The following is a 23,600-nucleotide window of genomic DNA, read 5'->3' on the forward strand; positions in this document are numbered from 1 at the left end:
ATTGAGGCTGCAAAGGGTCTGGATAAGGATGAGAAGGACAAGAAGAGCGGCAAGTATATCAGGCGTGAGCGATATACCGGCAGCATGAGCAGAAGTTTCTATGTCGGTGAAGGAGTTACCCAGGAAGACATTCATGCAAAGTATGAACATGGCGTACTGAAACTGTCGATTCCTAAGAAGGAAGAGCAGAAGAAAGTAGAGAAGAGTAATTACATCGCAATCGAATAATGTAAGAAATGCGTAATTACTTAATAACAGATGACTAATATTCGTAGAGCCCTCCGTGTATCTGCAAGGTGCAGGTATGCGGGGGGCTCTTTTGCGTTCTGCTATTAGATGTAAATGAGCATTGTGCCAGTGAAGGCGAAAAAATATTATGAATATTTTTGTGTGGAATATCTCTAAAAATATTGAAATGGTATTTGATTTATTTGATAATAGTGGTTGAGACTGTTGAGGGAGGACAAGCGGTGAAATGTTATTCAATAAAGGGGGATTTATATGTTCGATTTTCAGCAAATGTATAGAGAAAAGCTGCGTACACCGGAGGCTGCGGTGGAGTGTGTCAAGGATGGAGACTGGGTCGATTACACATCGTCCCTTGGAAAACCTGTACTACTTGACAGGGCACTGGCAAAGCGGAGAGATGAGCTGCACGATGTGAAGATCAGGGGTAATCTGATGGCTGGGCCTATAGAGGTTGCAGAGTGCGATGACAGTCAGGAGCATTTTGTTTATCACAGCTGGCACTGTTCGCAGTACGAGAGAAAGCTGTGCGATGAGGGAAAATGCTATTATATACCGATGGTGTTCCACAACAATGCGGCTTATTATGAGTATTTCCTTCATGTGAATGTGGTCATGGTGTCGGTGGGACCTATGGACAAGCATGGTTATTTTAACTTCTCGGTGAATACCGGTGTGGCTGCCCCTATTGCCAGGAAGGCTGACATAGTGATAGTTGAGGTGAATGAGCATATGCCTAAGATACGCGGCGGATATGACGAATGTATTCACATATCGGATGTGGATATGATCGTAGAGGGAGAGCATGAACCATTTGCTGATGTGAAAACACAGGCACCGCGGGAGGTTGACCGGAAGATAGCGGAGCTGCTTATTCCGTATATTGTGGACGGTTCAACACTGCAGCTCGGTATCGGAGGAATGCCAAATGCGGTGGGTGAGATGCTGGCCCAGTCAGATCTCAAGGATCTTGCCATGCACACGGAGCTCTGTTCGGACGCATATCTGGCCCTGTACAAGGCGGGCAAGCTGACAAATAAATACAAGAACATAGACCGTGGAAAAGGCGTATTTGGCTGCGCCATCGGTTCAAATGAGCTGTATGAGTGGCTGGACGACAATCCTGGGATAGCGGCGTACCCACTTGAATATGTGAACAGACCGTATGTCATATCGCAGATAGATAATATGGTATCAATAAACAGTTGCGTGGCTGTGGATCTGTACGGACAGGTGGCGGCGGAGAGCAGCGGTTCACGCCAGATCAGCGGAACCGGCGGACAGCTTGATTTCCTGATCGGAGCATCTGGCTCCCATGGCGGCAAGGCGTTTATATGCATGAGCTCCACCCACACCGACAGGAACGGAGTGAAACACTCCAGGGTTAAGCCACAGTTCAACGGAGATATCATCACCTCCCCTAGAAGTCAGGTGTATTTCCTTGCGACAGAGTACGGAGTCATCAACCTTGAGGGACGCTCCACATGGGAGAGAGCTGAGGCGCTCATCTCCATAGCTCATCCGGATTTTCGCGATATGCTGATAAAGGAGGCCCAGGAGAGAAAGATTTGGCGGAGGTCGAATAAGAGATGAAAAGATTATTTGACATAGATATAAAGGACTACGAAGCGGGCTACAAGGTATACTGCAGACCATCGGCACGTGGAATCATCCTGCAGGGAGACAAGATAGCCCTTGTCTACAGTGGGCGGGAGCACTATTACAAATTTCCAGGTGGCGGTATTCAAGGCGGAGAGGACAAAAAGGCAGCTCTTGTCCGTGAGGTCCGCGAGGAGACCGGGCTTGTGGTCATCCCTGATAGCATAAGAGAATTTGGAAGTGTACTTCGAAGACAGAAGAGTGATAAATCGGAGAATACGATATTTGAACAGGAAAACTTTTATTATATATGTGATGTTGAAGCTGCGAATATAGGACAGGAACTTGATGAATATGAGCGAGAGGCGGGATTTGTGCTAAGAGTCTTGCCAATCGATGAGGCGATATGTGCAAATGACGAGTATCACGGTGATAACTATTTCGATGAGATTATGATAAAGAGGGAGCTGCGTGTTCTTCAAATGGTGAAGAAACAGATGAAACTATAGACGCATCTGATTATGTGTAAAATTTTATGTGGGCTGATACTCAGAAACAGGGGAAATGGGGAATTTAAAAGTGGGGCTGCGAATGAAAGGAAAATCTAAAAAACAAAAAAGTAGAAATACGAAAAAGCAGAAATATATAAAATTGGCAATTACTCTGAGCATAGTTATTGTCATAATATTGTTCTGCAATTTTCAGAACAAACACCTTGAAACCACACATTATACATATGCGGCAGAGCAGCTTGGTGCAGATCTTGAGGGATATCGCATAGTCCAGATATCGGATCTGCACAATGCAAAGTTTGGCAAGAATAACCAGGAACTGGTGGACAGGATAAGAGAATGTGAACCTGATATGATCGTCCTGACCGGAGATCTTGTGGACTCAAATCACACAAATGTAGACCGCGCAGTCCAATTTGTGGATGAAATCGTGAAAATATGTCCGGTATACTATGTCACAGGCAATCATGAATATTGGCTTGAGAAATCTGAATATGACGAGCTTATGGATGGGCTTATAGGTGCCGGGGTGGTTATTCTGGATGATCAGGTTGTGGAGATATCCATGGGTGATGCAAAGTTCAGGCTGGTTGGGCTGGACGATAAAAGTCTTGCGGATGGGACACTTGGGACGTTACTGAATAACGCTCAGAATGTGGCGCATGAGGACTCTGAGAAAAAAGAATTCACAGTAGTTCTTGCACATGAGCCACAATACCTCGCAAGGTATGCCGGCATCGGTGTTGATCTCGTGCTTTCCGGACATGCCCACGGTGGACAGTTCAGACTTCCATTTGTCGGCGGGATAGTGGCGCCGGATCAGGGATTTCTTCCAGAATATACAGCAGGTGAATATTATATGAATGGCACCGAGATGATAGTCAGCCGCGGCCTTGGCAACAGTGTGGTTCCGGTGAGGCTGTTTAACTATCCAGAGATTGTGTGCGTGGAGCTGGTGGGGAAACATTAGTTATTGTGAGAAAGTTAATGTAGATAAGAAAATGATGTACATAAAAGATCGTGGGAAGATTTTGAGTAGGGATCTTCTCACGACCTTTTAATATATTAGGATTTATTTTTCTCAGACTTCTAGCTATCGCAGCCTTTCATCCACCTCAACCTTGAAAGGAAGCTTGTTCAGAATGTCATGTTCAAGATCAATTCCCGGGTACACCTCAATGAGCTTAAGTCCCTTTTCAGTGAGCTCAAATACGCATCGTTCTGTGACGTATATAACCCTCTGCCTGTTTGCCAGCGCACGTTTTCCTGAGAAACTGATGCTTCTGACATCGTTTACGAACTTAGGAATGCTTCCCTCGTTTTTGATGGTCACGATGCCGTCATTGTCTTCCACGGCAAGCCCCTTCGTATCAAATGTGAGACAGAACACAACGGTTGCTGTCTTGGCGGTGATATTTGCAAATCCGCCTACACCGGCAAATGCGCCAGGACCCTTGTGGGCATTTACATTCCCGAACCTGTCAACCTCGATTCCGCCCATGAAACAGATATCAAGACCGCCATTGTTGTAGAGATCAAACTGGTTTGCCATGTCATAGATGGAGTCCGCGCCGATAACAGCGCCGAACACCTTGCCCGATGCCGGAAATCCTCCTACACCTCCGGATTCTACGGTCAGGGTTATCTTGTCCAGAATACCGTTCTCTCTGGCATACTTGGATACAGTCTCCGGAATTCCAACACCTATGTTGACTATATCGTCCGGTTTCAATTCCAGAGCGGCCCGTCTTCCAATGATCTCTGCGCTTGTATTGACGACATTCTTTGTCTTGGTACGACCGGAAAGCATTTCAGCCCAGTCCTGCCACTGTGAATATGGAATCTCAAAACTTCCTGTCAGGGATTCGTATGATGCGTGTCTTGGCTCCGGCGGTATCTCAACGATAGCGTCAACCAGACATCCCGGAATGATGGTATTGTGAGGTCTTGATGGCCTTGCCACAAGTCTGTCAACCTGCACGATGACCTTTCCGCCATTTGCCTTTACGGCCTGACAGATAGACAGCGCATCTCCTGCGGTAAACAGATCCTCAAATGAGATGTTGCCCTTGCGGTCGGCAGCAGTTCCCTTGATGATAGCCACGTTGATAAGCGGCAGCTTGTAGTAGAGGAATTCCTCACCGTCAAGCTCAACGTATTTTACAAGTGAGTCGTCTTTTGATATGTTGTTGATTCCCGGTCCCTCAAGTCTCGGATCGACAAATATATCCAGCCCGACCTTGGAGAGTGCTCCCGGAAGTCCGCCGGCCTGTGCACGAATTGCGTGTGAGATACAGCCGAGTGGGAGATTGTATGCCTCAAATCTGTCCTCAAGGACAAGCTTCTTGGTGCTGTACATGGCACCGAAATGTCCACAGATGATCTTGTCAACTGCGCCGTCTCTTATGTATCCCTCTGCCGCCTTGTTCTCATCCCACGCACCAAAGCCCGCGCTTGATATAGCTGTGAGGTGCTTCGGCGAACCTGTCCTCTGGTATCTTTTATATAATGCCTCGTGAAGCTCGATTGGAATATCTATGCCGAGAAATGAGTTGAGCGCGATCACATCTCCGTCATTTATAAGCTCCATTGCCTCGTCGGCTGTCATTATCTGGTACATTTGTCTAACCTCGTATCTATAGAATCTTTTGCTGAATTTTAGTCAGTCACTTGCTATTTTTATCTTTTGAGGCTGAGATGTCAAGAAGATTATTAAGGGGAATGGTGATATTGGGGTAGAAAAATTCGACTTATCCTAAAAAGATAAAAAACTTTCTTTTTTCTGACGAAAAATGCGCAAAGGATACAGAAAATCGAAAGTTTGTATCTTTTTGGAGGTTTATAACAAATAAGCGAAAATTTTATGCACAGAAGAGCAAGATTAAGTCAAAAAGATAAAATTAAAAATGCCAGATAAATATGAGCAATGGTTTGGGACTCATATCTAGCTGACATTTTTAGTTTTCTAATCAGGATATTTGATCAGATCGTACATCTTACCATAAGCACCCATATCGCGCACACCCTCAAGCTCCATGCCGAGATGCATGTATTTGTCGCACTTTGACTTGGCATCCGTCTCAAGGATGACTGGAACGTGCAATCTGTTTCCCTCAGAGAAAGCCATGTTCAGAACTTTTCTCATGTATCCCTGTCCCTGGTATTGTTCGCGGACGCAGACCATGCCGACGAATATAAAATCTTTCTTCTCTTTCTTCATTCGATCCTGAAGGGATTTTCCTCCCTTGGACAGAGCTTTTCCCATGCAGATCATTTCTTTAAGGCTCATGTTGCGAAACAGTGCTTTGAGGATAGCCATGCCAGCTTTGAAATTCATTTTCTGTCCCGGCAGGGTGTAGGCGATATACCCCTCGCCGCGTTCGCTGGTCGCGTAGAGCATTTGTCCCTCAAATGCCATACGAACGTAGCCGGCTATGTAATTTGCCACTGCCTCTTTGCTGCTGTAGAACACGCCCATACCTGTTTCTTGCCCGTAGTCGTAATATCCAAACGCATGGCCGATATCCTCGGCTGCCTGTTCATCCCATTTTGTTATCTTCATTGTATTTCCTCCGTTCAATAATTGTGTTGTAATTTCTAATTCCACCCATACGGTTAGATATATCTAACCGTAATCATATTATCATATATAGAGTGAAAATGAAACTATGATCTCATTCAGGATGACATGATAGAAATATATGAAGATGTGAAGGATGCTGATGTCATAGTGTTTGCATATGGAATATCACTACTAAAACAATACATTTGTATTGAATTGACATAAATTAAGTATTATAATTTATAAAGAAGCGGTGAAGTTGCATATTATTAATACTAGGAGGTGCATGAGAATGGCAAGCACAATACAGGTAAGGGTAGACAATGATCTTAAGTCAAAATCAGATAAATTATTTCATGATCTTGGAACAGATACTACGACAGCTATAAGAATTTTTCTTACCCAGGCAGTTGCAAATAATGGATTTCCATTTGAGATAAAAAGGGTTGTTACAGATCCATATGTGGCAATGACAGAGGAACAGATGATAGACAAACTGACGAAGTCAAGACAACATGCTGAAAAAGGTGAATGTCGTGATGCTGATGTTGTGATAGATGATATGAGGAAGAAGTATGACTTATGAGGTGGTTTTGACAAAAGATGCGGAGAATGATTTGGATAATTTTATTCAATATCTCTTATTTGAAAAACATAGTAAACAGGCTGCAGCAAATGTTCTTCAGGACTTTGAGAATACGAAAAGAAATTTGGAAAAAATTGCTTCAAGTTTGAAACTATGTGATAATCTGCGCTTGAGAAAGCTGGGATATAGAAGAATTAATTTTGAAAGACATAGATATTTTATGTTATATCGAATAGAAGGAGAACGTATTATAGTAGATAATATATTTCATGAATTACAGGATTTTGAGGGAAAAATGATATAAAACAATCCGTAGCGCAATTAACATTAAAGAGTGGGAAGCATGGAAACACTACTTATGAAAGGAGATGCTTTATATGGCTACAAAATCTGCAAATTTATATGCAAGGATTGAACCAGATGTCAAAGAAAAAGCAGAAAGTATCTTGGCTACACTGGGTATCCCTGCTTCTAGTGCTATAAATATGTTTTATAAACAGATTATCTTACAGAGAGGACTTCCATTTGAAGTAAAAATACCATATGACAGACCTGTTGACATCAGCACATTATCAGAGATAGAGTTCAACGAAGAATTGGAGAAGGGGTATGCGGATATGCAGGCTGGACGGATGAAAAATGCTAAAAAGGTCTTTACTGACATTCGTAAGGATTATGGAATATGATATATGAATTAGAGATATCCGAGCAGGCTGACAATGATCTGAGAGGAATTTTTGAATATATTGCCTTTGAATTACAATCTTCTCAAAACGCAAGCGGACAGCTTGACCGTCTGGAAGAGTAGATATTAAGTCTGGATACGATGCCGGAGCGTTATCGAAGATACGAGAAAGAACCGTGGAAAAGCCGTGGACTTCGTGTATTACTAGTAGATAATTATGTGGTATTTTATATTCCTGATAGCGATAAAAAGGTTGTAACCATTCTTAGAGTAATGTATGCAGAACGTGACACAGACAATCAGTTAAATCTATACACAAAGCAATAGGGTAAAGCAAATGCCACAGCAGCATAAAACTGCTGTGGCATTTTGTGTATATAAAACCATGTAATGATATAGGGACAAACAGCTCCGGTGCCAGCTTGAGTGATGCAAATAAAACCATAGGTCCGTCCGCACCGCCGATGATGGAGACTGCGGCTGACGAACCGGCATCAAGGCCCGTTGCTGAATGTGAGTGTGTATATCTGCTGCAGAAAATCTATCTGCATATATTTCATCAGGTCATCGGTGGATGAAAGCGGGGGATTGATGATCAGATTTCCTGTCTGGTTATTTTCAAGGAACAGGACACCGGCACAGTCAAGAAGCTCTTCGAAGCCTTTGGCATTTTGTCTTCTCCTGGTAAGCTGTTCGCCGGTTCTTACATTGTAGACTATATTTGCCTCTATAATCCGATTTGCATCGGGGGTCTTTATGGCCTTGTTTTCAAGGGATGACTTGGCATGGCTGTCAGCTCCTTTTTGCTAATAACACCCACAATATATCCAATTGAGAAAATGGTGTCAATGAACCGCGGGGAAATTGGGGGTATCTGAACCATATCTTTGCCGAGGGGCAGTACGCTTTTCCGGTTAATATGCGAGTACCTAATTTTCACAAAATCTTCACAAAATAATTAGCACTCACCTCTTGACATTGCTAGCATAGAGGACTATAACATAGTCAAAGATAAGAAAAGGATAGCACAACCGGTGGTGCACATGACCGTTTGACATATGCACTGCAGATTTCTGTTATATAACATTTTAGGAAAACAGAAAGGAAGTGTTCAAAATGGATAAAAACCCAAAGCATCCATTGAAGAAAAAGAAAGCAGTTCAGAAGGTATATGCAACAGCAAATCACAACGCTGTAGTAGCTGAAGAACCGGCTACACCAAAGTCAAAAAAGCATAAATAGTATATGAGACAAAGGTCCCCTGTATCTGCATCAGGCAGGTATGGGGGACTTTTTTTGTCGTGGGAACAGCAATATATAAATTTGATTTCTGAATATGGGGTTACTGATGTATAATATATATAACAAATATTTATGGGATATATTGTCGGACTTGACAGACTGATATATTTTCGAACTAAAATATATTGAGTGTTGATGGGATAATAGATTTGGGACACATGGGGAATATGAAAAATATGGAGAATGCGGAAGGAACGGAAACAACAGATAAGGTCAGAAAAACGGGTAAGCTGGATGAGAAGCTTTTGCCGCCGGACAAGCTTGTACTGCCTAAGGCCTCTACGCCCCAAAATCAGAACAAGCTTAATATGAAGATACTTCTGGTGGAAATTCTCATTGTGGCAGTGATCGCTGTGATCGTGATAGTTATGGCAGTAAATGGTAAGGGCAGGAATCCTGACATGAAAGGGTATTACTATAGAGGGCGCTGGCATCCAATAGGATTCGCCGGCATAGACCTGTATGGTTTCATTATGCTCATACTTATGTGTATTGGCCTCGGAGTGATGCGGGTAATCCCGGGTACTATAGCGGATTTTTCGACAAGACCGGGGAAAGAGAAACGGGGGGAGCTTGAATCTATCAGGAGAAATAATTATGCAAAGCATTTGTGCAGATTGATCGAGATCGATAAGACGGAAATTTTGGATAATATGAGAGATAGATTCAATCCTGTAGTCCAAATCCTTTTTTCGGAGGCGCAGGCTGAATGTCTGAATAGATCGAGGGTCTGCAATCATCTTATGGTCAGACTGGGGCTTGGAAGTGTGGATATATCTGATCATGTGGTGGTTCAGGAGACTGGCGGAAAGCGGGAGAGAGAGGTACAGCTCACAGACGTTGCAAATGAGGTGAAGATAAAAACGGCAGTTATCCACGACTTGCCGGTGGTGCTGGATCTCAGCCGTACCGGGGTTATAGGAATAGTAAGTGATGGAAATAAAAAGAGTGCATTTGATATAGCGAGAAATATCATAGGCCAGCTTGAGATAAATGAGACAAATGACAGGATTCAGCTAGCATTTGCCTGTGATCCGGGTGATGGTGAATGGGTAGGATATGATGAGCTTTATCTGGCGGACCGTAAGAATGGAGAAATCTCTTTTGCCGCAGGAGAAGCTGATGTGAAGGGCTTGTTAGACATGCTGGCAAATGAGCTTCAGAAAAGAAATGGTACTCTGGATTATTTTGTGAATAGCGAGAATGTAGGCGGATATAGGCATATAGTTTTGTTTGTTGACGATCCCGGACTTCTGGAGGGGCATTTGATAAATCGGTACATTTTGCCGGGGGAAGAAAATCTGGATTTTACAGTTGTCGTTCTCTCTGATGATGAAGAGAAGTTTATTTTGGAGATGGACTGTGAGATAATACAAAATGATGATTTTGCGGGAATATATAAGCCTGGAACGGAAGAGTGGATAGAGATCAAATTTGACAGGGTGACCGAGGCAAGGCTGTGGAGTCTGGATGAGATTGTAAGAAAGAACAGTGAAAGGATGGTGCAGGATGAGCTACGTAGAATTTAAAGATGTTAAGAAGGTATACAAGACAGGAGAGGTGGAGATCAATGCTCTGCGCGATGTGGATTTCGAGATAGAAAAGGGAGAGTTCTGTGTCATAGTCGGAGCCTCCGGTGCGGGCAAGACTACTATCTTGAATATACTTGGCGGTATGGATACTCTGACAAGCGGCAGCGTGAAGCTGGATGGCAGAGAGATATCAACTCTGAATAAGAGACAACTCACGGCATACAGAAGGTATGATGTGGGATTCGTGTTCCAGTTCTACAATCTGGTACAGAACCTCACAGCACTTGAGAACGTGGAGCTTGCAGCCCAGATCTGCAAGGAACCGCTGGATGCTGCAACGGTTCTGAAGCAGGTGGGACTTGAGGATCGTATGGCGAACTTCCCGGCACAGCTCTCCGGAGGTGAGCAGCAGAGGGTTGCCATAGCAAGGGCTCTGGCGAAGAATCCGAAGCTCCTGCTCTGCGATGAGCCGACGGGCGCGCTTGACTACAACACGGGCAAGGCGGTGTTGAAGCTCCTTCAGGATACATGCAGAAATACGGGAACGACAGTTATAGTCATAACGCACAACCAGGCACTCACAGCCATGGCGGACAGAGTCATCACGGTTAAGAGCGGAACTGTGGAGAAAGTGGTTATGAATGATAACATCAAGAACGTTGAAGATCTGGAATGGTAGGTGGCCTATGAAATCAATGATGAGACGCACGACATTTCGTGAGATAAAAAATACATTTGGAAGATTTGCAGCCATCATGGCGATCATAGCCCTGGGCGTGGGATTCTTCTCGGGGCTCAAGATGACGAAGCCGGATATGATGAATACCATATCAAAATTCCTTGACGAGGGAAATTTCTATGATCTGCATCTTCTGTCAACTCTGGGATACACGGATGATGATGTGGATTCATTTGCCGGGGAGAAGGATGTGTTGTACGCAGAGGGTGGTTACAGCCTGGACGTCCTATACAAGAACCAGGGTGAAAATGACAGGGTGTTGAAGACTATGTCAGTTCCGGAAAACATCAACAAACTGAGTCTTGTGGACGGACGCATGCCGGAAAAGGAAGATGAATGTGTTGTAGATGCCAAGATGGACAGTATAAAGATAGGTGATGTCATAGAGGTGGCAGATGACGATGCAGCAGAAGGCAAGTCTGACGGGAAAACAGACAGTGATATCGCTGACTCGGGAAACGAAAGCGAGGGCGGCAGTACACAGGATATACTGAAGGTGAAGAAGTTCACTGTTGTCGGAACTGTCAACTCCCCTCTTTATATTAATTTTGAGAGAGGCACCACAACACTTGGAAACGGTAAGATCGCGGGCTTTGTATATGTCAGCCCTGAAGCATTTGACAGCGAATGCTACACCGATGTATATGTGAAATTTGACAGAAAGTTTGATCTGTATTCCGATGAGTACGAAGACTATATAGACGACAGGAAAGACGAATGGGAGTCAATATGTAAGACCAGTGTGTTAGACAGGTATAAGGATATCCTCATGGCAAAGGGTATGACGGAGGATATGGTGAAGGACATAACGCTGGATGATGCAGATGGTGTGAACTATTACATACTCGGCAGAGAGACGAATATCGGATATGTCTGCTTTGAGAGCGATTCAGATATAGTAAATGGAGTTGCAAAGGTATTTCCGGTATTCTTCATATTGGTTGCCGTGCTCGTGTGTATGACTACCATGAACAGAATGGTTGAGGAACAGCGCTCTATGATAGGCATGCTGAAGGCTCTCGGCTATGGCAAGGCGGCGATCATGGGAAAATATATGATCTATTCGGGAACTGCGGCTGTAGTAGGATGTGCAGGTGGATATCTTATAGGTACATATGTATTTCCGGAGGTTATCTGGTATGCATATCATATGATGTATATACATGTGCCACTTGAGAGAACCACAGACTGGACGCTGGTTATTGGCGTGCTGGCAGCATCCCTTTTGTGCACTGTAGGTACAACCTGGTTTTCCTGCAGATACGAGCTTTCTGAGACTGCGGCAAGTCTTATGAGGCCTAAGGCTCCGAAGCCGGGCAAGAGGGTGTTCCTTGAGCATATCCCATTTATATGGAAGAGACTGAAATTTCTGAGAAAGGTAAGTGTCAGAAATGTATTCAGATATAAGAAACGTTTTTTTATGATGATAATAGGAATAAGCGGCTGTACTGCGCTGCTGCTCACAGGCTTTGGAATAAATGATTCCATAAGCGGATTTGCGGACAATCAATATGGGGAGATACAGGTCGGAGATGGAGTGATAACGCTGAATACATCGATTGCGGGTGATAGAGAAGATGAGCGCTTCAGTAGTCTGAAAGACCGGCTGGAGGAGGATACCTCCTGCTATGATCTCGTCAGTGAATCTACCTGGGATCTGGTGTGTGATGGTGGTGTAAAGTCCGTGAACATGGTCATCATGGAAGAACCTGAGCACGTTGACAGGTATATGAAGTTGGCGGATAAAGATGGTGCGAAGATAGAATATCCGGGCAAAGGGGAAGCTGTGATCAATACTGCGCTGGCAGAACAGTACGACCTCAAAACAGGCGATGTAATAACGGTCAGGGACAGCGAGATGAAAGAGATAAGAGTTTCCGTATCAGGCATATTCAGGAATCATGTATACAACTATGTGTATATATCACCTGAAACATATGAGGATCAGATGGGGGAAGCACCTCAGTACAAATCGGTGTACTTCAATCTTGAGGAAGGCGCAGATTCGCACGAGATATCTGCTGATCTTATGGGTGATGCAGCAACAGCGTCAGTGACTATCAACAAGGATATGAAGAACAGGATATCCAAGATGATGGAGAGTCTGAATTATATAGTAATTGTAGTCATACTATCGGCTGGTGCGCTTGCATTTATCGTCCTCTACAACCTGACAAATATCAATATCACAGAGCGAATCAGGGAGATAGCAACCATAAAGGTTCTGGGATTTTTCAAAAACGAGACTTCAGCTTATGTATTCAGGGAGAACAGAGTCCTGACGACATTTGGAATCGCTGTGGGACTTGTGCTTGGAGTGTTTTTGCATGCATTTGTCATAGGACAGATCAAGGTGGATATGGTCGCATTTGATACATATATAGCGCCGATGAGCTATGTGTACAGTATCGTTCTGACATTTGTGTTCAATTTTCTTGTCAACAGAGTTATGTCAGTCAAGCTTGATAAGATAAATATGGCGGAATCGCTTAAGTCGGTGGAATGATCCTTTCATATATGGCATGTAACAGAATAGTTTAGATGTTTATTACGATCCACAGGGCGTACAGTATAGACGGTACGTTCTGTGGATTTTTTTGCAAAAAAGTTGTTTTCACGCCTGTTACTAGCCTTTTGGTTAGTGTACATGGAAAAACATAGCAATTATAATTGTAAATATATTATTGATATCAGAATGTGGCAGCTTAAAACGGCTGGTGCTCATGGTTAGTTTTTTAAGTGAAAGGGAGGAAGAAATTATGAGAAAGAGGGCGATAAGCTGGGCGCTGACGGCCAGTATGGTGCTATCTATGCTGTCCGGATTTATTCCCGGACAAAAAGCATACGCGGCGGACAGCTCGAAGAAAACAGGCAAGACGGTGGTCGAGACAGAGATTGACGAGAGTACATACAAAGCTCTGGGTCTCAGCACCGATATAGACAAAAGCAAAGCTGCGGTGCCGTATGACAAGGATAATATATCTACATTTGCAGAGGTGAATGAGGTATACGTTGCGGCAAACGGCAATTACAGAAACAAGTACACTGTGCGAGACGGATTTGACAGGATTGGAGATTTCAAGGACAGGACTACAAAGGTAAACAGCAGCCTTGGCAATCTGTACGGAGCGTATGGTTTCTATGATCTTGGCGAAGATAATGTGAAAGTGGAACACGGCGGATCGGGAGACAGTAACATAAGCAGCAACATGGGAAATGTTCTAAAAAAGGACAGTAATGGTTTTAACGGCCTGTATGCGACAAGCGTTGCATTTGATGGAGGCGACGGAAAAACCAACTACGTTGCGGAGCTAAGAGTACATGGAGATAAAGTATTCGGTCCAGCTGGATGGAAAAGTATTAAAACTGTCATAGATGGCAAGGAGTACCGCGGAAAGATAGATGTGAGTATTTTCAAGATAGCAGCTGATGGTACAAGATCTTCAATTGCTACGCTTACCCCTACTTTAAACAAGAATTCTACATATGGCGATGGACTTTTGTATTTTATCAGAAGATACCAGCAGGAGTTGGATGCGATGTTTGAGATCGAAAAGGCCGATCTGAATGGAGATGGTTTTGAAGATCTTCTCGTATACTGTGGAACTTACGAGGATAGAAATATAAACGATCAGAACATACGCTATGCCATAGTCGATGTATATTATGGCAAGAGAAACGGCAGGTTCACAAAGGGAAATAATATAAGCATACCGGGCGGGCTTGCATCTAATTATGAAAGTGGAACGGGTGGATCGTGGTGTGATTATGGAATAGGAAGAGCTCCTGTGGTAACTCTGGCCGGCGGTGATCTGGAGCAGGATGGCCGGGATGAGGCCGCGGTTGCCGTATCTGGATCAGTTCTGAATTACAACATGGCAAAGGCAGGTCATATGACCGTCTATACATATAAAGACGGCGGACTTGTCCCTATAGAAGGTCTGAATGAAGTGTCACTTGGAGACACAGATGGCAGAAAACAGAACTATGGAATGTATGCTGCAAATTGTGCATTTGGCCGGTTTAAGTATCCTGGATCAGGAGCCATGGTCACAGGACTTATAGTTGGTGGATATTATTCAAGCAATTCTCAATATGTGCAGAGGGAATATGAAGCCACGCAGGCTGCATACAGATACGTATACTACGATAGTCTGACGGATAATTATGTGTTGTCAGATTATCATACGAGAAGCCTGGGGACTAAGAGTAAAGAAATCGTGAAATATCACGAGGTTAAAAGTAACGAATATTACAGACCTGTGAATGCACCTATGGCGCTTGCGTGTGCAGACCTTAAGGGCATGAACGGCAATAATGAAAATGACAGTGTGCTTTTTGGCGCAGAGGTATATGCTTTCTCACTGGAAGATGGCGGAATAACAGGTTCGGAGATAGGAAGCATGAGTATATGTACCGACCAGCGCAATCAGGGCAACGACAAGAAGAAAAAAGATCAGGTGTGGATCGGCGATGTCAGGGTTGGCTGTGTCGATAAGGATGCCAAGGGGAACAATTACAGACAGAGTTTTGTGTGCGTTGTGGGAGTGCACAGAGAGAAGAAACTCAATGATAAAGATGATTATTACTGGCTGGACATAGCGACATTTTCTATGGATGGCGGCAGCCCATACAGCAGTCAGGAGGGTGTAGTATGCCAGTCGAACAGCAGACAGGATATGTATGGAACATTTGTTTCACTGTGTCTTCCGGATATTGATAATGACAGTGTGCGGTTAAAGTACGAGGGAGAGTATCCGGTATACACAAATCCAGAGGTCTATGCAATCCTTCAGGCAAGTCCGTATTTTGATGATGTTCAGGAAGTATATGAATATGTAAATAACGGTGGAACATCATATTCAACAAGCAAAGGTTCATCGAACACGGTATCAGCTAACTTGTCAATATCAGTTGGCGCGTATGTGTCGTCGGAGATCCAGCTCATCGGAGCAGGTGAGGTAGAGGTTGAACTTTCGTATGGAGCAAGCTTTGAATATGCAAATACAAAGACAACGGAATATGAGATAACATATAATGCCGCAGGTGGAGGTTCTGATCAGGTCGTTCTGTACTGTTTGAAATATATGTATTACGAATACTCCATATATGATCCGATTGCGAGAAAATGGGAGCCGGTGGTTATGCCGGTATGTCTCGGACCTTCAACTTCAATCATAGATGTGGCAGATTACGACAAGGTTGCAAGAAGGAGCAAGGGGCTCAACGAGATATATAATAATATTCTGAATAACACAGCGGGAGACCCTGCTACATACCAGACTCTTGGAGGTAAATTAAAGTACGCCTATCAGTCAGGTGGAAATAACAATTATTCTTCTGTAAATGCCAGCTCTGGTGCAGATCAGACTCAGACGATATCTGTGACTGATGAGAACGAGTATTCAACTGAAGTGTTCATTGAGGCGAACGAAAAGCTTGGTGCCGGAGGCGGAGGACTCGGTAATAAGGTCATCGTCGGTGTGACATCAAGCCAGCATGCGGGTCTTGGTCACACCTATGTAAGCTCGAATGGTGTTACATACAGTGGAACGGTGGACAATGTTCCGGCAGACTGCACAGGCTTCTCATTTGACTGGCAGCTGCGAGTGAACACTGCAAAGCTGAACAGCGACAGTGATTCAGTGTTCGTCATTGGCTATGATGTTAAGAATGTTGTTCGTCCGGCGCGTATGCCGATGGGACTTTCTGTTGTCGACACAACGAGAAACAGTGTCAGTCTTGAGTGGTCACCGTCCAATGATGCAGATTACTATGAGGTCTGTATCGTTGATGCAGGAGGTAATTACAACAGCAAGGCAGTTGTGCCATATACAGTTACTGACTATGAAGTGAAGGGACTATATTCCAACAGGACTTACACATTTGCAGTGAGGGCTCTTCAGGCAAATGGTTCAAAGAGTCTGTTCAGCCGTCCGGCAACCGCGACGACACTTCAGGACAGTTCTAATTTCCATATAACAAAGAACCCTGATGATACAAATACGTTTGCGGGTGGAAATGCAGAATTTGCGGCAAATGCGGTTTATTATGATGGGGATGGAGTAAACCAGAGCGTTGGATACAACTGGCAGGTTAATACAGATAATGGATGGAGAAGCGTATCGACAGGAGGCAGCAATCCTACGCTCAGACTTACTGATGTAAGTGATGAAATGGATGGAAACGAATATCGATGCAGAGTTTATTACAACGACATCACACTCTACACCAAGACTGCGACACTCACTGTAAATAAGGCGGACAGCAAGGTCATGCTTCTGGCGCACAACGATACCGAGAATAAAGATCTGTCGGATGGCAGCGTAGTCAGGGCATCGGGCTCAGAGACTACAAAGGTGGAGAACGTGACTAAGGAGAGAAATCTTATAACAGTAACATCCGGAGTCAGGGAATATATTCTTGTCAGCGACGGAACAAACTATATGTGGAAAGATAGTAACGAGAATTACTATCCATGCAGCGTAAGCGTCAAAAAGGACAGCGATGGTTACGTGGATGAATCACAGACATTTAAAGCATCTGATGTGGGTGGCGCGGCATATGGTGTGAGTGAATCAGATTTCATCGCAGATATTGATGGCAATACTTACAAGCTGACCAGCGTAAATGCAGATGACTATGCAGGTGAAAAGGTGTCATATGCATCTGATGATGTTACATATGACAGGATACTCGCAAAATGGGTATCAGAGGATGGCAGCAAGAACTTCTATCTCCTCGGAAACACATCGGGAAGTGAAGACAGTACGGTGTACTATTATGTGGCAGATAGTGAAAGCGGAAGTTTTACGATGACTTCAAAGAAGACTCTGAATGTGTCAGATACTGTCAAGGTGGTCCAGACTGATCTCAAATCAGTATATCAGACCAAGACGGTGAGATCTGAGACCACAGGGGCAGAGGTCACATATACAGGAGACAAGATCACACTCAGCTGTCAGCCAAAATCACTGTCAGGTGAGGATGTACAGGGAGATGTGGAATTTGTCATTACAGGGCCTGAGAGCAAGCGCATAGCTGGTAAGTACGACAGAGCAAATGGCTGCTATACTGCACAGTGGGAGCCATCCGGACAGGGAATATACAACGTATATGTATACTTTGCAGGAAACAAACAGTACAACGACAGTATATCTGACTCGATGTCTATATATACCTCATTTGAGGGAAAGACGAACATGAATCTGACCATGCAGGATAATGTAAGATATGGAGATTCAGTGAAGATGTCTCTGGAGAGAGTGTCATACGACAATACAGGAAAGCTTCAGGATATCACGGACGATTCAGAATACACAGTTAAGATAAAGAATAATAAGACAGGAGAATTTGAAGACACAGACAAATACGAACTTGCAAACGGCGTGTTTATACCGAAGTCTATTGGAATGTTCCAGATAACGGCATCAAATGGCGGAGACAAGACTCAGAAGAATATAAATGTTGGAAGGGCACAGCTTGAGATAGCTGCCCAGGATACAGAGAAAAGTGTAAATGATTCTGTAAGAGAGTGCGAGGATGCGGTGATAACAGGTCTCAAGGCATGGGATACCGACATAATGCCTCAGAGAGACCGGGATTACGAGCTCGGATCAGATGGAGCAAGTGGGCTGCTGCCGGGTATATATGATATAGATGTTGTATACGTAAAGGTGGGCGATCAGCATTCACAGGTTATGAATGAACTTGAGAAGAAATATATAATAAACCTGGTTAAGGCATCATACACACTGACAGGAAACGTGTACACCGTTACTGCCAGACCGGCAAATACACATGGCACAGTTTCAATCAAGTACCAGCAGCCTGGAAATGAAAACAGTGACGGACTCACAGTTGACAGTGGAACAAGACTCCCTGAGAACTCAACGATCACTTTAGCTGCTACTCCTCATAAGGGATATAAGGTTAAGAGCTGGTCACTAAATGGAAAGACAGTTACGGATCCACAGTGTGGAACATCCGGTGGCAAGGCGTGCAGCGATGACCAGATCCAGATGGATAAGCTGAAAGCAAACATGAATGTAGCAGTAAACTTTGAGCCTGTATATCACAAGCTGACATACAAGCCTGACAATGAGGCTCATGGAACACTCAAAGCAAACTATGTGACGGATGGAACAATTGGAAAATCGTTCGGTTCAGGTGCAAACATTCATATAGAACAGAAGGTAAGACTCACTGCGGTTCCGGCAGCAGGATATGTTCTGGATCATTGGACTGTTACGGGAGAAGATGGAGTTCCGGAGACCGTTCTCGCGGAAGATGGAGTGACAAATAACACATCTCTCACATATGATGCAGAGGAGATCAGCGATGATACACTTATCACGGCATATTTTGCAGAAGCACAGAATTTCAAAATATCAGTCTCGCCTGTAACTGTTGGAAGCGATGGAAAGACTACAGTGACAACAGGTGTGGATGTCACAGTCAAGGCTCAGCGAGTTGACGGCACAGTGATTATAGAGAGCGGTGAAGACGGTATATATGAAGTCAGCCGAGGCGACAACGTAACCATTCAGGTTACAGTTCCGTCAGGACTTCTTCTCGACGGATGGTCAGCAGCAGATGGACAGGAACTTGGAACTATATCAGCGGATCTCAGGACGATGACAGTGTATGATATAGCTTCAGACCTCGATTATACAGTTAAGTACACTGCGCCGAACAGATACAAGGTGACATATGGTGCGGATGATGATGCAGCTGGTGTGGTAGATGCTGTGGCTGCAGGAAGTACAGACGCACTTGTATCCGGTGACAAGCAGCTTCAGGGAAGTGACATAGTATTTACAGCAACTCCAAATGAAGGCTACGAGATAGCATACTGGGAGGTAAATGGCGAGAAGGTTGATGCTGAGGCAGAAGGTACTGGCGCCCAGAGGTATGAACTAGAATATCTCGGCAAGGATACAAAGGTTGTCGTATACTTCTACAAACAGCCGGTTGTGTCGTGGACATCAGGAAATGACACAGAGATGACTGCAAGGTCAGGAGATTCTGATCTGGCAAATGGCGGATGTATCGCATATGCAAGTAAGGATGATCTGAAATTCACATTTGCGGTGAAGAGAAATTATGAGATAGCTGACATAAAGGTAAATTACGCAGGAGAGGATGTATTCAGTCTTGCGGAGGACAGCGGAGAAGGAAAGCTGGCTGAGACTGCGGATTCTGAGTCCGGAACAGAGAGATACACGTTTACGTGGAGTGCTCCGGCAGATGGATTTACAGGGGATGTGACAGTAAATGCCACATACAGAAAGATCTCACCATCCGTGAAGGCTGAGTATTCTCTGAAAGTGATAGAGAAGGCTTCTGCCGGAGAGGCGTCAGGAAAGACACACGGCTCTATAAGTGCAGATGTGTCAAGAAAAAATCTCCCTTCATACATACAGATAGGAGATACCATAAGTGATGCGACGGAGAGCAAATCTGCGCAGATCACAGACATATACAGAGATTCTGTCATCACATTCAAGGTTGTGCCTGATGATGGATACAATGTAAAAGAATGGATCATAAATGGACATAAGCTGACAAGCGAGACGGAGAATATAAAGTTATATTCAGACAAGAAAGTAAATGATACCCTTAAGATCACGGTTGACGGAGATTCATCTGATGTGACAGTTATGGCTGGTCTTGAGCTGGTTGGTGATGTACTCACATTTGGTCCTGAGACAGAGGGAACAGGTGAGGTGAGCGCCATGATCACATCTACAAAGCTGGTGCTCGAATCAGGAGATATGATAGGTGCTGCTTCATATGTGGAATTCACAGCGGCGGCTGCAGAAGGATACGAAGTTGCAGACTGGCTTGTAAATGGAATCAGTCAGGGCGTGGCAGAGAAGATATTTGCATACAAAGTGCCAAAGGATACGAGAGTTGATGTGAGGGCTGTGTTTGACAGACCTGTGTATAAGATAACATGGTCAGCGGACGGAGCCGGACAGATAGAGGCAGAGAACGTGACATCAGGAGAAACACTATATGGAGAGTCTGCGGATATCAGAGGCGACAGAATGCTTAAGTTTACGGCTATTCCGGATCTGTATATGGAGTGTACGGGATACACAGTAAAGACAGCAGAGGGAACAAAGGATTACACAGCAGAGGAGCTTGGCAGCAACGTATTTGTGGTTGACAAGGTGGCATCTGACATAGATGTTGTTGCTCACTTTGCTAAGCAGGAACTCAAGTCAGTTATAACCTTTGAGGCAAATGATACTGCTCTGGGAACTGTGACAGCGGTATATGGACTGGACGAGAAGGCTGAGATCACAAGTGGCGATAGCCAGGTATCCGGCGGAGATGCAGTATTTACGGCAGCTCCTGCAGATGGCCAGATGATCGAGGGCTGGTATCTTGATCCTGAGTGTACACAGGCTATAGAAGGCACTGAACTGGAGCAGACTACCTATGAGGTGAAGACTATTTACACAGATGTGGCAGTATATGTTAAGTTTGTGGAGATTCCAGAGTATACAGTTAAGGTAGGTACAACAGGAACCGGATCGGCGAAGATCACTGCATCTTCTGACGGTGAGGAACTTGAGATCGTATCAGGAGAGGTTAAGCTCAAGAGACATAAGGATCTTACAATTACAGTTGCACCGAAGGATGAATACAACACAGTTGAGCACTGGACAGTTGACGGAGCAGATGTTGATTCAGATGAACTCACATACAAGCTGACAGGCATAACAAAGGATGCAGAGATATATGCATATATCGCACCATCACTTCTTGTAAATGTAATATTCAAGAATGAGGATGAAGTTAAGAAATATGACAATATAGACATCAGTACAGGTTATGTCGGCGAGGATGGAGATATAAGCGGACTTAAGCCAATAAATGCTGAGAATAACTTAGTGAGAATAGGTTCTGGCAAGGATGTAAGATTTGCCATAACACCTTCTGATGATTATATGATCCAGGCATGGACAGTTAAGTACATCAGAGGCGGAAAGGTTGTCAAGGAAGAGTCTGGCACTGACTTTGGATTTACCAACGAGATACTTTTAAATGATGTTACAAACAGCATAGAGGTAAGTGCAGAGCTTGTTGACAGAGTTGGATATGCCATTCCTGTAGAGGGAAATTATGACAGAGATAATAATCTGATAGAGACTGCAGGTGGTGAAAGCACACCGGAGACAGCTTACACTATAACAGACCTTACAAAGATACCAGACAATGTGGTATTCAAGAATGACAATGGCGTAGTTCTTGATAATATGGTAAGAGAGAACGGAGATGCGAGTGTTGTTATTACACCTGCTGAGGGCTGGAGAATCAGAGATATAATCATTGATGAACCAGAGAACGCTGAAGATTCAGAGGAGTCAGAGAATATCATGTCAGTCCAGCCAGTGCTTGCAGAGGATGGAACTGAGACAGGAGCATATCTTGTAAGTGATGTAAACGTCACAAAGAATATGGAGTTTAAAGTTGATGCAGTTAAGCTTTACTCTGTAACAATAGCAGATACAGAGCATGGAAACATAAAGGTGACAAAGCCAGATGGCACAGAGGTGAAGAACGGTGAAATGATTGACGAGAAAACTGTTCTTACATACACAGCAACACCGGATATGTACTATGACTTTGACGAATGGACAGAGGATGCGGCAGATCAGGCTGAGAGCACATTTGAAAAAGCCCTTGACGAAAGTATCACAGTGGGAGCAGCCTTCAAGGCAAGATATGCGAAGGTAAGTATTGCCACAGTGAAGAATGGTACGGTAACTGTCACAACAGCTGACGGTAAGAAGATATCTAACGGACAGCTGGTTCAGGAAGGCACAGATATCATCTGCAAGGCAATTCCTGCAAAGCATTGTGATCTGTCAGCCTGGGGCGGAGATGCCAAAGGCAAGACTGGTACTACAGTGAAACTTACGGTGACAAAGAACATGAATATAAGCGCGGCATTCAAGTTCAGGTATGTGAAGGTAGCTATTGGAAAGACTGAAAACGGATCGATCACAATCAGGACTGCGGAAGGCAAAACAGTTAAGAATGGTGCATCAGTGATCGAGGGAACGGTTCTTATCTGCACAGCAAAGGCGGCAAATAGCTGTAAACTTGGAAGCTGGACAGGAAGCTTCAAGAGTACAAAAACTTCGGTAAAGGTTGCTGCAAATAAGAATATGAAAATCAATGCCAGGTTTGTAGCAAAAATACCGGCACAAAATACAGCTGGTATCAATAAGAATATCCATGCAGTAGTATCTGGAAACAAAGTGACAGTTGTGTGGGGTAAGGTTAACAAGGCTGACGGATATGATATATATGCACAGAAGTGCTATGTAAAATTTGACTCGAAAAGTCTTATTAAATCGGTAAAGGGCGCATCGGCAACCCGAGTTACAATATCCGGCATTAATGGCAAATCACTTGCTAAGTTAGATATGATCAAGCTGAGAGTAAAGGCATATAAGCTGGTAAATGGTAAGAAGAAGTATATAGACAATAGTGTCATGCTTCATATAGTTACCAATAGCAGCAAATATACCAACATCAAGAAGGTTCTGCTTCCACGGAAGAGTTACGTGTTGGGAGTTAAGCAGACGATTCAGCTTAAACCTGGATATACCAAGGCAGATGCCAGCAAGATGGTGCTTAATGGCACACATGGTGCAAGGTATTTGTATGCATGTACAAATAAAAATGTTGCTACAGTTGATGCCAAAGGAAGAATAAAGGCAAAGGCCGCAGGAAAGTGTACGGTCTATGTAATTGCTGTAAATGGCACTACACAGGCTGTGCAGATTATAGTAAAATAAAAATAGTAGCTGCATG

Annotated in this window: 18 protein-coding genes; 15 read left to right on the forward strand and 3 right to left on the reverse strand. The window is 44.1% G+C overall.

Going from position 1 to position 23,600, the window contains the following annotated elements:
- The 4 genes from DW159_RS12015 to DW159_RS12030 all read left to right on the forward strand — a co-directional run.
- On the forward strand, positions 1 to 228 hold a 228-nt coding region (locus tag DW159_RS12015; protein ID WP_147323116.1), incomplete at its 5' end, for an Hsp20 family protein.
- 273 nt (positions 229 to 501) lie between these two features.
- Positions 502 to 1,839 carry an acetyl-CoA hydrolase/transferase family protein gene (locus DW159_RS12020; protein ID WP_117551070.1) on the forward strand — a complete coding sequence of 446 codons (1,338 nt, stop codon included), beginning with the start codon at positions 502 to 504 and terminating at the stop codon, positions 1,837 to 1,839.
- The gene (locus tag DW159_RS12025) at positions 1,836 to 2,354 is read left to right on the forward strand and encodes an NUDIX domain-containing protein (protein ID WP_117551072.1); all 519 of its coding nucleotides are present in this window, start codon (positions 1,836 to 1,838) and stop codon (positions 2,352 to 2,354) included. Before DW159_RS12020 ends, DW159_RS12025 begins: the two co-directional genes overlap by 4 nt.
- 142 nt (positions 2,355 to 2,496) lie before the next feature.
- Positions 2,497 to 3,327 carry a metallophosphoesterase gene (locus tag DW159_RS12030; RefSeq protein WP_242992724.1) on the forward strand — a complete coding sequence of 277 codons (831 nt, stop codon included), beginning with the start codon at positions 2,497 to 2,499 and terminating at the stop codon, positions 3,325 to 3,327.
- A 123-nt stretch (positions 3,328 to 3,450) separates the two neighbouring features.
- On the opposite strand, the gene DW159_RS12035 is transcribed toward DW159_RS12030, so the two are convergent.
- Both DW159_RS12035 and DW159_RS12040 read right to left on the reverse strand, forming a co-directional pair.
- Positions 3,451 to 4,977 carry a CoA-transferase gene (locus tag DW159_RS12035; RefSeq protein ID WP_117551076.1) on the reverse strand — a complete coding sequence of 509 codons (1,527 nt, stop codon included), beginning with the start codon at positions 4,975 to 4,977 and terminating at the stop codon, positions 3,451 to 3,453.
- A gap of 345 nt (positions 4,978 to 5,322) precedes the next feature.
- On the reverse strand, positions 5,323 to 5,919 hold the full coding sequence (locus DW159_RS12040) for an N-acetyltransferase (protein ID WP_117551077.1): 597 nt from the start codon (positions 5,917 to 5,919) through the stop codon (positions 5,323 to 5,325).
- A 292-nt stretch (positions 5,920 to 6,211) separates the two neighbouring features.
- Here DW159_RS12040 and DW159_RS12045 point away from each other — a divergent pair, with 292 nt between their 5' ends.
- From DW159_RS12045 to DW159_RS14295, 5 genes are all read left to right on the forward strand, one after another.
- Complete coding sequence (locus DW159_RS12045; protein WP_117551079.1) at positions 6,212 to 6,505, forward strand: type II toxin-antitoxin system RelB/DinJ family antitoxin; 294 nt, start codon at positions 6,212 to 6,214, stop codon at positions 6,503 to 6,505.
- Positions 6,495 to 6,809, forward strand: coding sequence for a type II toxin-antitoxin system RelE/ParE family toxin (locus DW159_RS12050; protein ID WP_117551080.1), 315 nt, complete (start codon positions 6,495 to 6,497; stop codon positions 6,807 to 6,809). The genes DW159_RS12045 and DW159_RS12050 overlap by 11 nt, the downstream gene beginning before the upstream one ends.
- A 73-nt stretch (positions 6,810 to 6,882) precedes the next feature.
- Positions 6,883 to 7,191, forward strand: coding sequence for a type II toxin-antitoxin system RelB/DinJ family antitoxin (locus tag DW159_RS12055; protein ID WP_117551082.1), 309 nt, complete (start codon positions 6,883 to 6,885; stop codon positions 7,189 to 7,191).
- Complete coding sequence (locus DW159_RS14290) at positions 7,188 to 7,313, forward strand: hypothetical protein (RefSeq protein ID WP_015534075.1); 126 nt, start codon at positions 7,188 to 7,190, stop codon at positions 7,311 to 7,313. Before DW159_RS12055 ends, DW159_RS14290 begins: the two co-directional genes overlap by 4 nt.
- Positions 7,314 to 7,331: 18 nt before the next feature.
- Positions 7,332 to 7,517: a type II toxin-antitoxin system RelE/ParE family toxin gene (locus tag DW159_RS14295; protein ID WP_442871973.1), complete on the forward strand. Its 186-nt coding sequence runs from the start codon at positions 7,332 to 7,334 to the stop codon at positions 7,515 to 7,517.
- Here DW159_RS14295 and DW159_RS14300 read toward each other — a convergent pair.
- A complete protein-coding gene (locus tag DW159_RS14300; RefSeq protein ID WP_420314973.1) occupies positions 7,456 to 7,659 on the reverse strand; it encodes a hypothetical protein in 204 nt (67 codons plus the stop codon). The genes DW159_RS14295 and DW159_RS14300 overlap by 62 nt on opposite strands.
- Here DW159_RS14300 and DW159_RS13950 point away from each other — a divergent pair.
- The 6 genes from DW159_RS13950 (at position 7,613) to DW159_RS12085 (ending at position 23,584) form a co-directional block, all read left to right on the forward strand.
- The gene (locus DW159_RS13950; protein WP_242992726.1) at positions 7,613 to 7,768 is read left to right on the forward strand and encodes a hypothetical protein; all 156 of its coding nucleotides are present in this window, start codon (positions 7,613 to 7,615) and stop codon (positions 7,766 to 7,768) included. The genes DW159_RS14300 and DW159_RS13950 overlap by 47 nt on opposite strands.
- 538 nt (positions 7,769 to 8,306) lie before the next feature.
- Positions 8,307 to 8,432 carry a hypothetical protein gene (locus tag DW159_RS14065; protein ID WP_278320900.1) on the forward strand — a complete coding sequence of 42 codons (126 nt, stop codon included), beginning with the start codon at positions 8,307 to 8,309 and terminating at the stop codon, positions 8,430 to 8,432.
- 236 nt (positions 8,433 to 8,668) lie between these two features.
- The gene (locus DW159_RS12070) at positions 8,669 to 10,021 is read left to right on the forward strand and encodes a hypothetical protein (protein WP_117551084.1); all 1,353 of its coding nucleotides are present in this window, start codon (positions 8,669 to 8,671) and stop codon (positions 10,019 to 10,021) included.
- Complete coding sequence (locus tag DW159_RS12075; RefSeq protein WP_117551086.1) at positions 10,002 to 10,703, forward strand: ABC transporter ATP-binding protein; 702 nt, start codon at positions 10,002 to 10,004, stop codon at positions 10,701 to 10,703. The genes DW159_RS12070 and DW159_RS12075 overlap by 20 nt, the downstream gene beginning before the upstream one ends.
- Entirely contained in the window at positions 10,666 to 13,269 is a 2,604-nt protein-coding gene (locus DW159_RS12080) for an ABC transporter permease (protein ID WP_187115873.1), read from the forward strand. The genes DW159_RS12075 and DW159_RS12080 overlap by 38 nt, the downstream gene beginning before the upstream one ends.
- A 253-nt stretch (positions 13,270 to 13,522) precedes the next feature.
- Positions 13,523 to 23,584 carry an InlB B-repeat-containing protein gene (locus DW159_RS12085; protein WP_158547609.1) on the forward strand — a complete coding sequence of 3,354 codons (10,062 nt, stop codon included), beginning with the start codon at positions 13,523 to 13,525 and terminating at the stop codon, positions 23,582 to 23,584.
- The last annotated feature ends 16 nt before the right edge of the window (positions 23,585 to 23,600 follow it).

It is taken from the genome of Coprococcus sp. AM14-16 (assembly GCF_003434675.1).
Taxonomy (GTDB): Bacteria; Bacillota; Clostridia; order Lachnospirales; family Lachnospiraceae; genus Coprococcus; species Coprococcus aceti.